At 71.2% G+C, this 12,256-nt stretch carries 10 protein-coding genes; 5 read left to right on the top strand and 5 right to left on the bottom strand.

Going from position 1 to position 12,256, the window contains the following annotated elements:
- Positions 1-153 precede the first annotated feature (153 nt).
- From alaS to QSK26_RS04400, 4 genes are all read left to right on the top strand, one after another.
- Positions 154-2,823 carry an alanine--tRNA ligase gene (gene alaS, locus QSK26_RS04385; RefSeq protein ID WP_285773650.1) on the top strand — a complete coding sequence of 890 codons (2,670 nt, stop codon included), beginning with the start codon at positions 154-156 and terminating at the stop codon, positions 2,821-2,823.
- A 253-nt stretch (positions 2,824-3,076) separates the two neighbouring features.
- Positions 3,077-4,765, top strand: coding sequence for a DUF885 domain-containing protein (locus tag QSK26_RS04390; RefSeq protein ID WP_285773651.1), 1,689 nt, complete (start codon positions 3,077-3,079; stop codon positions 4,763-4,765).
- Between the two features lie 312 nt (positions 4,766-5,077).
- Positions 5,078-7,180, top strand: coding sequence for a PQQ-dependent sugar dehydrogenase (locus tag QSK26_RS04395; RefSeq protein WP_285773652.1), 2,103 nt, complete (start codon positions 5,078-5,080; stop codon positions 7,178-7,180).
- A gap of 11 nt (positions 7,181-7,191) precedes the next feature.
- The gene (locus QSK26_RS04400; protein ID WP_285773653.1) at positions 7,192-8,085 is read left to right on the top strand and encodes a sugar phosphate isomerase/epimerase family protein; all 894 of its coding nucleotides are present in this window, start codon (positions 7,192-7,194) and stop codon (positions 8,083-8,085) included.
- Positions 8,086-8,130: 45 nt separating this feature from the next.
- On the opposite strand, the gene QSK26_RS04405 is transcribed toward QSK26_RS04400, so the two are convergent.
- From QSK26_RS04405 to QSK26_RS04420, 4 genes are all read right to left on the bottom strand, one after another.
- Complete coding sequence (locus QSK26_RS04405) at positions 8,131-8,958, bottom strand: MFS transporter (protein ID WP_285773654.1); 828 nt, start codon at positions 8,956-8,958, stop codon at positions 8,131-8,133.
- 174 nt (positions 8,959-9,132) lie between these two features.
- The gene (locus tag QSK26_RS04410; RefSeq protein ID WP_285773655.1) at positions 9,133-9,402 is read right to left on the bottom strand and encodes a hypothetical protein; all 270 of its coding nucleotides are present in this window, start codon (positions 9,400-9,402) and stop codon (positions 9,133-9,135) included.
- Positions 9,399-9,719: a hypothetical protein gene (locus QSK26_RS04415; RefSeq protein WP_285773656.1), complete on the bottom strand. Its 321-nt coding sequence runs from the start codon at positions 9,717-9,719 to the stop codon at positions 9,399-9,401. The genes QSK26_RS04410 and QSK26_RS04415 overlap by 4 nt, the downstream gene beginning before the upstream one ends.
- On the bottom strand, positions 9,716-10,000 hold the full coding sequence (locus QSK26_RS04420; protein WP_285773657.1) for a hypothetical protein: 285 nt from the start codon (positions 9,998-10,000) through the stop codon (positions 9,716-9,718). The genes QSK26_RS04415 and QSK26_RS04420 overlap by 4 nt, the downstream gene beginning before the upstream one ends.
- A gap of 182 nt (positions 10,001-10,182) precedes the next feature.
- On the opposite strand from QSK26_RS04420, the gene QSK26_RS04425 reads away from it, so the two are divergent.
- Positions 10,183-11,532: a helix-turn-helix domain-containing protein gene (locus QSK26_RS04425; RefSeq protein ID WP_285773658.1), complete on the top strand. Its 1,350-nt coding sequence runs from the start codon at positions 10,183-10,185 to the stop codon at positions 11,530-11,532.
- A gap of 48 nt (positions 11,533-11,580) precedes the next feature.
- Here the strand turns inward: QSK26_RS04425 and QSK26_RS04430 are convergent, their stop codons facing one another.
- Positions 11,581-11,748: a hypothetical protein gene (locus tag QSK26_RS04430; RefSeq protein ID WP_285773659.1), complete on the bottom strand. Its 168-nt coding sequence runs from the start codon at positions 11,746-11,748 to the stop codon at positions 11,581-11,583.
- Positions 11,749-12,256: the final 508 nt, after the last annotated feature.

The following is a 12,256-nucleotide window of genomic DNA, read 5'->3' on the forward strand; positions in this document are numbered from 1 at the left end:
ACTCGTCGCCGCTCTCATGGGTCGCGGGCGTCCCGGCGATGGCGAGCTGATCGTCGTGGATCCGGATCCGGGCGGCCGTGATCCGGGCGTCGAACTCATACGGGCCGTGCAGTACCGCGCCGTGACGGTGCGAACGGCGAGAAAGGACACATCATGGAGTCGGCTGAGATTCGCCGCCGCTGGCTGAGGTTCTTCGAGGAGCGCGGGCACACCGTCGTGCCTTCGGCGTCGCTCATCGCGGACGACCCCACGTTGCTGCTCGTGCCCGCCGGCATGGTGCCCTTCAAGCCCTACTTCCTCGGCGAGGTCAGGCCGCCCTACCCGCGGGCCACCAGTGTGCAGAAGTGCGTGCGCACGCCGGACATCGAGGACGTCGGCAAGACCACCCGGCACGGCACCTTCTTCCAGATGTGCGGGAACTTCTCCTTCGGCGACTACTTCAAGGAAGAGGCCATCACCTACGCCTGGGAGCTGCTGACCACGTCCGTGCAGGACGGCGGTTACGGCCTGGACCCGGAGCGCCTGTGGATCACGGTCTACCTGGACGACGACGAGGCCGAGCGGATCTGGCGCGACAAGGTCGGCGTGCCGGCGGAGCGGATCCAGCGGCTGGGCATGGGGCCGAACTTCTGGTCCATGGGCGTGCCGGGCCCGTGCGGACCCTGCTCGGAGATCAACTACGACCGGGGTCCCGAGTTCGGCCCCGAGGGCGGCCCCGCCGTCAACGACGAGCGGTACGTGGAGATCTGGAACCTGGTCTTCATGCAGTACGAGCGGGGCGAGGGCGAGGGCAAGGAGGACTTCCCGATCCTCGGCGAGCTGCCGTCGAAGAACATCGACACCGGTCTCGGCCTCGAACGCCTCGCCATGATCCTCCAGGGCGTACACAACATGTACGAGACGGACACCCTGCGCGTCGTCATGGACAAGGCCACCGAGCTCACCGGGATGCGTTACGGCGCCGCCCCCGCCTCGGACGTGTCGCTGCGCGTGGTCGCCGACCACATCCGCACGTCCGTGATGCTCATCGGCGACGGCGTCTCGCCCGGCAACGAGGGCCGCGGCTACGTGCTGCGCCGCATCATGCGCCGCGCCATCCGCAACATGCGCCTGCTCGGCGCCACCGGCCCGGTCGTCAAGGACCTGATCGACGTCGTGATCGACACGATGGGCCGGCAGTACCCCGAGCTCGTCACCGACCGGGGGCGCATCGAGACGGTGGCCCTCGCCGAGGAGGCCGCGTTCCTCAAGGCGCTCAAGGGCGGCACCGGCATCCTCGACGCCGCCGTCGCCGAGACCAAGGCCGCGTCCGGCACCGTGCTGTCCGGCGACAAGGCGTTCCTGCTGCACGACACCTGGGGCTTCCCGATCGACCTGACCCTGGAGATGGCCGCCGAGCAGGGGCTGTCCGTGGACGAGGACGGCTTCCGGCGGCTGATGAAGGAGCAGCGGGAGCGCGCGAAGGCCGACGCCAAGGCCAAGAAGACCGGTCACGCGGATGTCAGCTCCTACCGCGAGATCGCCGACGGCTCGGGGGTCACCGAGTTCGTCGGCTACACCGCCACCGAGGGCGAGTCCACCGTCGTCGGCCTGCTGGTCAACGGCGTTCCGTCGCCCGCGGCCGTCGAGGGCGACGAGGTCGAGGTCGTCCTCGACCGCACCCCGTTCTACGCCGAGGGCGGCGGCCAGCTCGCCGACCAGGGCCGGATCAGGCTCGACACCGGCGCCGTCGTCGAGGTCCGCGACGTCCAGCAGCCGGTCCCCGGCCTCTCCGTGCACAAGGGCACCGTCCAGGTCGGCCAGGTCACCGTCGGCGCCGCCGCGTACGCGGTCATCGACGTACGGCGCCGCAGCGCCATCGCCCGCGCGCACAGCGCCACGCACCTCACCCACCAGGCGCTGCGCGACGCGCTCGGCCCGACGGCCGCCCAGGCCGGCTCCGAGAACTCCCCCGGCCGCTTCCGCTTCGACTTCGGCTCCCCCTCCGCCGTGCCCGGCTCGGTGCTGACGGATGTCGAGCAGAAGATCAACCACGTCCTGGCCCAGGAGCTCGACGTCCGCGCCGACGTCATGAGCCTCGACGAGGCCAGGAAGGAAGGCGCCATCGCCGAGTTCGGCGAGAAGTACGGCGAGCGGGTCCGCGTCGTCACCATCGGCGACTTCTCCAAGGAACTGTGCGGCGGCACGCACGTGCGCAACACCGCCCAGCTCGGCCTGGTGAAGCTGCTCGGCGAGTCGTCCATCGGCTCCGGGGTGCGCCGTATCGAGGCCCTGGTCGGGGTGGACGCCTACGACTTCCTCGCCAGGGAGCACACGGTCGTCGCCCAGCTCCAGGAGCTGGTCAAGGGCCGCCCGGAGGAGCTGCCGGAGAAGATCTCCGCCGTGCTCGGCAGGCTGAAGGACGCCGAGAAGGAGATCGAGAAGTTCCGCGCGGAGAGGGTCCTCCAGGCCGCCGCCGGTCTCGCCGAGGGCGCCAGGGACGTGCGCGGCGTGGCCCTGGTCACCGGTCTCGTCCCCGACGGCACGTCCGCCGACGACCTGCGCAGGCTGGTCCTCGACGTCCGCGGCCGCATCCCCGCCGAGCGTCCCGCCGTCGTGGCGCTGTTCACCACCGCCGGCGGTCGCCCGCTGACCGTCATCGCCACCAACGAGTCCGCCCGCGACCGCGGCCTCAAGGCGGGCGACCTGGTCCGCGCCGCCGCCAAGCTCCTGGGCGGCGGCGGTGGCGGCAAGCCGGACGTCGCCCAGGGCGGCGGCCAGAACCCCGAGGCCATCCCCGAGGCGATCACCGCCGTCGAACACCTGGTGACCGAGACGGCCTGACGTCGGCGCGGAACGCGGAACGGCTCGGCGGCGAGCCGTTCCGCGTCTCCCCACTGCGGACGGGACACGAGCCGAGCGCGTCCGGCGGAGGGCCTGCACGTCCGACTGATATATCAGTTGTAGATGAGACATTTCACATGCCATGGTGTGGAGCATGCGCTTCCGCACCGCACCGGAGCCGCCGAGCTGCGAGCCGCCGCCGGCCGGGATGACCGCGCCCCCTTCCGCAACCCCAGAGCCCGAGGAGTAAGCAGTGCCCTCCACCGACCCGCACCCGGAGCTCGCCCGTCTCAGCGCGGACTTCTTCCAGGTGCAGCACGCCACCGACCCGTTCACCGCGACGCTGCTCGGCGTCAGCGGCTTCGACGACCGGGTGCCCGATCCGAGCCGGTCCGGCGCCGCGGCGGGAGCCGCCGGGATCTCGGCGATCGAGGAGCGGCTCGGCCGGATCGACGCCTCGGCGCTGGGCGAGGCCGACCGGATCAACCACGCCGTGCTCGGCGCGCTGGCCTGGGGCGCCCGGCAGGACCTGGAGCACGGACTGTGGGAGGCCAACGCGTCCGCGGCGAGCTACGTCTCCCCGCAGGCCATGGCGTTCCAGTCGGTCGGCACCGCCTCGCTCGCCGGCCCGGACGCCGCCGACGGTTACCTGCGGCGTCTCGAAGGTCTCCCGGCCTACTTCGACGCGATCGCGCGGCGCTACCGCGAGGCCAGGCAGGACGGCCGGGTGCCGACCGCGGTCGGCGTGGGCCAGGCGATCGACCAGCTCGGCGGGCACCTCGCCGCCGCCGTGGACGCCGACGTCCTGATGCACCCCGGCCTGCCGGACGGCCGGACCAGGACACGGGCGGCCACGCTCATCGAGACCGGGGCGCGCCCGGCCATGCGGCGGCTGCTGGACACGCTGCGCGACGAGCTGCTGCCGGTGGCCCGGCCGGACGACCGGGTGGGCATCCGCTTCGTGCCCGGCGGCGAGGAGGGGTACCGGGCCGCGGTACGCCGGCACACCACCACCGAGCTGACCCCCGAGGAGATCCACCGGATCGGCCTCGACTGCCTCGACCGGCTCGCGGAGGAGTGGTCCGAACTCGGCGGGCGCGCCCTGGGCACCACCGACGTCCCCGAGATCATGCGGCGGCTGCGGGAGGATCCGGCACTGCGTTTCGAGCGCACCGAGGACATCGTGGCGACGGTCGGCGCGGCCCTGCGGCGCGCCGAGGAGGCGCGGCCCGGCTGGTTCCCCGCGTACGACATCCCCGAGTGCGTGATCGAGGAGATCAGCCCGATCGAGGCCGGCAACGCGCCCCTCGCGTACTACCGGCCGCCGGCCGCGGGCGGGGCGAGGCCCGGCGCGCACTGCGTGCTCACCGCCGATCCCGGGCAGCGCTTCACCTACGAGTACGAGGCCCTCGCGTTCCACGAGAGCGTGCCGGGGCACCACCTGCAGATCGCCTCGGCGCAGACCCTCGCCGGGCTGCCCGACTACCGGCGCCACCTCGACGCCGAGGTCGGCGCGTACGTCGAAGGCTGGGGCCTGTACAGCGAGCGCCTGGCCGACGAGATGGGTCTGTACACCTCGGACGTGGCCCGGCTCGGGATGCTCTCCTTCGAGGCGCTGCGCGCGTGCCGGCTGGTCGTGGACACCGGGATGCACCACTTCGGCTGGTCGCGCGGGCGGGCCATGCGGTTCATGTGGGAGAACACGGCGACGACCAGGGCGAACGTCGCCAACGAGATCGACAGGTACATCGCCTGGCCGGGCCAGGCCCTCGGCTACATGATCGGCCGCCGGGAGATCGGCCGGTTGCGGGACGAGGCACGGCGGCGGCTCGGCGCGCGGTTCGACATCCGGGCCTTCCACGGGACCGTGCTCGGCAACGGCGCCGTGCCCATGGGCGTGCTCGAACAGATCGTCCTGCGCTGGATCGGCACGGTCGCCTGAGCCCGCCCGACCATCCGGCGCTCTTCCCGGCGCTCTTCCCGGCGCTCTTCCCGGCGCTCTTCCCGGCGCTCTTCCCGGCGCTCTTCCCGGCGCTCTTCCCGGCGCGGATCGGCCGCCGCCTGGTCCGGCGGGGCTCGCGCGGGCGCTCCACACCTGCGGCACCGCCCCTGGGCCGCGGGGGCCACTTAGGCCGATCGGAAGCCAAAGACGCTCCGGTATGGGGACATTAGGCCCTCCACATTCGGCGTAAATCGGGTTAAGTTCACGTTAATTTGCCCTCTCTTACCCCCGATGCAGACCGAAGGGAGAGGCGTGAGAGCGAGAACCGTGATCGCGGCCCTGTCCGCTGTGGCGTTCCTCATGCCGGCCGCCGCGGCTCAAGCCGACGGGACCGCCGGGACCGCGGCCCCGCCATCCGACGACCAGTTCCAGAAGGTGACGCTCAACGACACACCGGGCGAGCCGATGGACCTGGCGGTCTTACCGGACTCGCGGGTGCTGCACACCACCCGCGCCGGTGAGGTCTGGCTACACGATCCGAAGACCGGCCTCAACACGCGGGCCGCCGAACTCGACGTCTACGAGCACGACGAGGAGGGACTCCAGAGCATCGCGCTCAGCCCCGGCTTCGGCAAGGGCTCCAAGTCCGACGACTGGGTCTACCTCTACTACTCCCCGCCGCTGGACACCCCGGTCGACGACCCGGACACCCCGGATGTCAACGAGGGCGACGCCCCGGTCACCGGCACGGCGGAGGACTTCGCGCCCTTCAAGGGGCTGGTCCGGCTGTCCCGGTTCCGCTTCACCGGAACCAAGATCGACCTCAACACCGAGCAGCGCATCCTCGACGTGCCGGTGGACCGCGGCATCTGCTGCCACGTCGGCGGGGACATCGTCTTCGACGCCGCCGGCAACCTCTACCTGGGCACCGGCGACGACACGAACCCGTTCTCCTCCGACGGGTACACCCCGATCGACGAGCGGCCCGACCAGAACCCGTCCTTCGACGCCCAGCGCACCTCGGGCAACACCAACGACCTGCGCGGCAAGATCCTCCGGATCAAGGTCCGTGACAACGGCTCCTACACGATCCCGCAGGGCAACCTCTTCCGGCCCGGCACCAAGGACACCCGGCCGGAGATCTACGCGATGGGGCTGCGCAACCCGTACCGCATCGAGTTGAACCGGTCCACCGGTGATCTCTACGTCGCCGACTACTCGCCCGACGCGCAGCAGGCCGACCCCCTGCGCGGCCCGTCGGGCACCGGCAAGTGGACGGCGATCCGCAAGGCCGGCAACTACGGCTGGCCCTACTGCGGGACGGCGCGGCTGCCGTACACCGACTACGACTTCGCGACCGGCGCGTCGGGCGCGAAGTTCGACTGCGCCGCGCCGGTCAACGAGTCGCCGCGGAACACCGGTCTGCGCAAGCTGCCGCCGGTCGTCCAGCCGGACGTGTGGTACTCCTACGGCGCGTCCCAGGAGTTCCCCGCGCTCGGCACCGGCGGCATCGGGCCGATGGCCGGCCCGGCGTACGCCTACGACCCGGACGACACGCGTGGCCGCACCGCCGTGGGATGGCCGAAGTACTACGACGGCGTGCCGCTCTTCTACGAGTGGACCCGCGACTACGTCAAGGCGTTCCACCGGGACGGGCGGATCGAGGACGTGCTGCCCTCGCTCACCTTCGACAACCCGATGGACATGGAGTTCGGGCCCGACGGGGCGCTCTACGTGCTGGAGTACGGCGACGGCTACTTCAGCGAGAACCCGGACGCCCAGCTCGCCCGCTTCGACTACATCGGCAACACCGGCAACCACTCCCCCGTACCGGTGGCCGCGGCCTCGGTGACCGACGGCATCGCCCCGCTCACCGTCCGCTTCACCAGCACGGGGACGAGTGACGCCGACGGCGACAGGCTCAGCTACGCGTGGGACTTCGACGCCGACGGCAGGGTCGACTCGCGCAGCCCGGAGGCGTCCCACACCTTCAAGGAGAACGGCCTCTACAACGCCACGCTCCGGGTCAGCGACCCCAGCGGCAGGTCCGCGGCGACGTCGGTGCGGGTCGTGATCGGCAACGCCGCCCCGGTGGTGGAGCTGGTCCGGCCCGTCGACGGGCAGGAGTTCAGCTTCGGCGACCTCATCGAGTTCGAGGTACGGGTCACCGACGACCAGCCGGTGGACTGCGCCAACGTGACCGTGGACTACATCCTCGGCCACGACGAGCACGGCCACCCGCAGACCACCGCCCGGGGCTGCACGGGCTCCATCCAGACCACCGAGCCGAGCGGGCACGACCCGGAGACCGACGATCTCACCGGCGTCTTCGTCGCCACCTACACCGACCCCGGCGCAGACGGCCTGCCCCCGCTGACCAGCAGCACCGAGGTCGTCCTCCAGCCCACCAGTTAGGAGATCCCCCCATGTGCTACGGCTACGGCCCGAGCAGGCGGTCCCTGCTCGCCGCGGGCCTGGGGCTCGGGGCTGCCGCCGTCGCGGCAGCCTCCCCCGCCGCCGCGGCGGCGACGCCGCACCCCCGCAAGCACCACATCCCAGCGGACCAGATCAGCATCCAGCTCTGGACGGTACGCGACGACCTCTCCCAGAACTACGACGCCACCCTCACCTACCTGTCCAAGATCGGCTACCCGAAGGTCGAGCTGGCGCTCGGCTACTTCGGCCGTACGGCACGGCAGCTCCGCAGGTTCCTCGACGGGCTCGACATCCGTGCCACCTCCAGCCATGACGACCTCAGCGCCGACGACGCCGCCCTGGAGACGAAGATCTCCAACGCGCGGACCCTCGGCCAGTCCTTCATCGTCGTGCCCTACCTGAACTCCACCAGCGCGGACCAGTGGAAGGCGTGGGCCGAGCGGATGAACGTCGAGGCTGCGGCCGCCCGCTCGGCGGGGCTGCGGTACGGCTACCACAACCACGCCCACGAGTTCACCATCGACCTCGGCGGCGGGAAGACGCCGTGGGACATCCTCACCGCCGAGCTCGATCCCCGGCTGGTGCACCTGGAGATCGACATCTACTGGGCGGTCACCGGCGGCATCAACCGCGGCGTCGCCGACCCGGTGCGCTTCACGCTCGACGTCATCCGCAGGGCGCCGCAGCGGGTCCTCCAGTTCCACGTGAAGGACCGGGACCTCAGCGGCGACATGGCCGATCCCGGCACCGGGATCATCGACTTCGGGAGGATCTTCGACGCCCATCGGGTCGTGGAGTACATCGTGGAGAACGACACCCCCGACGTGACCCCCCGGCGTACCGCGGAGGTCGGATACCGCTACCTGCGCAAGGCGCGGTTCTAGCGGCCACCGCACCGGGCACGGCCCGCCGGCCGGGCCGTGCCCCGGTCATCGCCGCCTGGAAGCTCCCAGGCGGCGATGACCGCCCCGGCGCCGGCGTCCCCGCGCGACGGCCAGGACCCCCGAGGCGTTCATGCTCTCCCGGTAGACCGCGGTGCCGGCGCTGCCCAGGATCGCCACCCCCAGCGCGATGCCCAGTTCGCTGCTGGTCTCGCCGAGCGCCGACGCCGCGCCCGTCTTCTCCGGCGGGGCCGCGCCCACGATCAGGTCGGTGCCCAGCGCGCCGACCGGGCCTGCGCCCACGTAGACGAGGAAGAACGCGGCCAGCAGCACCGCCGTCCCGGCTCCCGCCTGCGTCATCAGCAGGTACCCGAGCGCGCACACCGCGAACGCGCCCGCCAGAACGTGACCCGGCCGGATCCGCCGCGCGAGCAACGGCGCCGTCAGCGACGTCACGATCAGGCCGGCCGCCGGGGGCAGCAGCCACAGCCCCGCCTCCATCGGCGGCAGGCCCGCCACCAGCTGGAGGTACTGCGTGACGAACAGGTAGACGCCGCCGGTGGTCAGCAGGCTGACCAGCGTGATCGCCAGGGCGCCCCGGAAGGACCGGTTGCCGAACAGCGTCAGGTCGAGCAACGGGTCGGCCAGCCGCCGCTGCCTGCGCACGAAGGCCACCCCGGCCACGAGCCCGGCGGCCAGCGCGGGGTGCTCGGACCGCTCGCGGTGTGGACGGATGACGGCGACGCGGTCCGGGTCCCCGAGGCCAAGGTGCGCGCACTCCTGGCCTGCCTGCCGGTTCGCGGCGTCGCTGGACGTGGCCGGGTCCTGGCGGGCCCCCGGACCGGGCGGCGTAACACCCGAGGAGGGCGGGCTCATCGCTGGGCGCGGCCGTGGCCATCGGTTGGGCCACGTATCGCGTGCCCAACGCGAAGTGAGCCCGCCGGGCGGTAGAAGGCCCCGCCGCTCCGTCCCTCCCGGATGGAACCAAGCAGCGGGGCTGTGGGGCCTCGGCGGGAGCCGGCCCGGAGAGCGCGGCCCCCGCCGAGGGCCTCATGGGCGGGCGCAGTGGTTCAGCGCTCCGCGGCGGCGTTCGAGGATCTCGTCCTGCTCGTCGAGGCGTGTCGCGAGGTCGCGGAGCCGGCACCGGCCGATGGCGGCCCGAAGGCCCCGCCGGAGTTCGCGTTCGGTCACGCCACCGCACCGGACCGCCCACCACACGCCGTCGTGGTCGATGTCCCATCCGGGGTAGAGGTTGCGGAGCGCCTCCAGCAGCCGCCCGTCGTCGTCCTGAGGCACCGAGGTGGCCTCGTCCGGGGTCATCGCCGCTGTTCCGCGAAGCTCAGGACGTGGGCGATTCGCGCGGTGGTCTCGCGATCGTTGTCCACGGTGTCGATCGGCTCGTGCCAGGACCACCAGAACCGCCATACGTCGGCGAGGCCAGGCCCGGCGTAGACGGTCTCGGTCAGCTGCCGCGCGGCGGGGTTGGTCACCACGAGGTGCGGCATCCGGCCGTCGGCCTTCACTCCGGCTTCGAGGCCGCGGTCCTTGAGGAGCACCGCCAGGCGGGTCAGGTGGGCGATGGCGGTCGTCCTGCGGGCGAGTGCCACGAGCGGGCGCGGCGCCGGCTGGTGGCTCACCGGGCGTCCGCCTGGGCGCGAGGCCGGGGGACCATGGGGGTCATCGCGCGCATCTGCTGAGCGAGGTCCTCAGCCGTTCTGGCCCACAGCACGAGCGGTTCCGGAGTCGGCCCGGCGGCGATGGCGTAGAACCGGCGGCGGAAGAGGCTGTACATCACCAGCCACGCCGGGTGGCCGGCGTCGAGGCAGGCCGCGGCTTCCCGCTGTGCCTGGTCGTACCGTCCGCGGACGACCTTCGGGTGGGGATGCCCGCACGGGCACTCGGTCGTAAGGTTTGGCATTGGGTCGCACCTCCGTTGTGCGATCAAGGGACCCGCCGGACGTGACAGCGCTTCGGCGGGTTCCGCCGTTCTATGGCCCGGTCCTCCCGGGCACTGTCATATTGAGCGTGAGGTGGAGCGCGCACCAGAGGTTGGATGCCGGGGGGTGCGATCTCAGCAACGCTCAGCAAACGGGAGAAGGCATGCCGCCACGTCCCCAGCCCGTGGATCCCGCCGCGTCACCGTGGCATTTGCTCGGCGCCGGTATCCGGCACTGGCGCGACGACGTACGGGGCATCAGTCAGCGCACCCTTGCGGAACAGGTCCACATCGACGACGCTCTCATCTCCCAGTACGAACGAGGGCTCGCCCGTCCGCATGCTGACACCGTCCGCCTGATCGACGAAGCCACCGGCGCGGGTGGACATCTCGTGGCGCTGCACAGGAACGCCCAAGAGATGGAACGCTTACGGGGCCTGCAATCTCAGAGGGTCCGTGCGGGTACGGTTGAAGCAGAATCCGACTCATCTAGTGACGAGGAGGACGATATGGAGCGAAGGCGACTAATGCGGGATGCCGCAGTGGTCGCCGCCGTAGGGACGGTAGCGCCTCTGCTGACGGCTTTAACCGATGCGTGGCAGGCATCCGAGTCGAGGATTGCCGGCGCGAGCGTATCTCAGTCCATGATCGACGACTGGGAAGATGCCGCTGACGTGCATGCGAAAGCCGCACGCGTTGATCGACCGGATATCGTGCTCGCCGCACTAGCCGCGGACTTTGCCGACATGGCACCCCATCTCGCCCGCAAGCAACCGGACGAGGTCCGGCGAGACTTGGCGCATGCCGCCGCCCGACATGCCGCGTTGATCGCGGGCAAGTGGGCAGACATGGCTAATCGCAGAGAAGCGCGCCGTTGGTGGATGAAGACGCGGACACTCATTGATGAGTCCGGAGACCACCTGCTAGCGTCGTGGCTTCGCAGTCGCGAAGCCTTGCACCGGCGTGGTGATCCGGCCGAGGACATGGGCGATGTCCTGAAAGTCGCCCAAGAGGCGCGCCGCCTGGCAGGCGAGCGGCCAAGCGCCGCGCTCGTGGCTGCCATGACCGCGGAAGCGAAGACGCTTTCTGTCATGGGGCTCCACGAGGACGCGGTCCAGGCGTTACGAGCGGCAGAGAGGGTCTTTGACCAACTCCCGGCCATCCCCGGCGTATTCAGGAGCCTGAACGAACGCGGTTTGTGGTTCGATCGAAGCTTGGTCTACTCCCTTGCTGGCGATGTGAGCCATGCGACCGAGGCCCACGACCGCGCAGAGGAACTGTACCCGGCGGCAGACCAAGCCAGGCCGCGGATTCGACTGCACCGTGCCGCGCTGCACGCGCGGACAGATCCGGGTAGTGCCGCACAGGCGGCTGTCCAGGTCGTTTCTGACCTTCCTCCGGGGCGCTGGATCACCCGCTATTCGTCAGACGCTCAACTGGTGCTGGGGGCACTTCCGGAGAAGGCTCGCGCCTTGCCCGCCGCCCGAGAGCTGCGGGCGCTCACTTCCGCCTGAGCAGGGGGACGCCCCGCCGGTCGCCATTCGACCGGCGGGGCGTGTAACTCAGAGCAGGGCGGGTGGCGTGGCGTGCAGCTCGGCGAGCCCGGATGGGTACGGGGTGTGGGCGAATACCAGGAAGCCGTAGAGGATGTCGACCGGGACCATGGGGCCGTCCTCGCCGCCGCGGTCCAGGCAAGCGCGGTCGTCGCGCTGTGCTTCGGTGAGGATCATCGGCCACTCTCCAACGTCGTGGCGGCGGCGCGCAGCGCGGCGGAGAAGTCGCCCACCTGGCGGAAGCCGAGACCGGCGAGCAGCCGTCCCCAGTCGTCGGCCTCGGCGGTGTTCAGCTCGATCAGGGACCGCGGCCGGCCGACGTGACGCAGACGCGGGCCCCGCCTTCGGGGACTTCAGGGACGAGGACTTCGCCGCGGCGGCCATCGCCCCCCTCCCCACAGCCGAACGCCATGACGTCAACCGCATCATCATTCGACTCACCCCACTCTGTAGCACACAACACCAGCCACACCACACCACACCACACCACACCAAGCCGCAACATAACACCGAGTCACGACGCGGCGCCAGGTCACGGTGTGGCACCGAATCGCGGCGCGGGAATCGGCGAGGCGGACCGGGCACGGCGCGGGAACCGGCGAGGCGGGACCCGGGGCATCCGGTCCGGTAGCCGGTTCCCTACCCGTCGGCACCGTGTGGTGGTCGTTGGGAGGCCGGTCCCGTG

The organism is Microtetraspora sp. NBRC 13810 (assembly GCF_030268685.1).
Taxonomy (GTDB): Bacteria; Actinomycetota; Actinomycetes; order Streptosporangiales; family Streptosporangiaceae; genus BSRQ01.

Bases quoted from the DNA above. Each gene is read 5' to 3' on its own strand.
- QSK26_RS04420 (WP_285773657.1), bottom strand. From the start codon at position 10,000: ATGCCAAACCTTACGACCGAGTGCCCGTGCGGGCATCCCCACCCGAAG.
- QSK26_RS04430 (WP_285773659.1), bottom strand. From the start codon at position 11,748: ATGATCCTCACCGAAGCACAGCGCGACGACCGCGCTTGCCTGGACCGC.
- QSK26_RS04405 (WP_285773654.1), bottom strand. From the start codon at position 8,958: ATGAGCCCGCCCTCCTCGGGTGTTACGCCGCCCGGTCCGGGGGCCCGC.
- alaS (WP_285773650.1), top strand. From the start codon at position 154: ATGGAGTCGGCTGAGATTCGCCGCCGCTGGCTGAGGTTCTTCGAGGAG.
- QSK26_RS04410 (WP_285773655.1), bottom strand. From the start codon at position 9,402: ATGACCCCGGACGAGGCCACCTCGGTGCCTCAGGACGACGACGGGCGG.
- QSK26_RS04425 (WP_285773658.1), top strand. From the start codon at position 10,183: ATGCCGCCACGTCCCCAGCCCGTGGATCCCGCCGCGTCACCGTGGCAT.
- QSK26_RS04400 (WP_285773653.1), top strand. From the start codon at position 7,192: ATGTGCTACGGCTACGGCCCGAGCAGGCGGTCCCTGCTCGCCGCGGGC.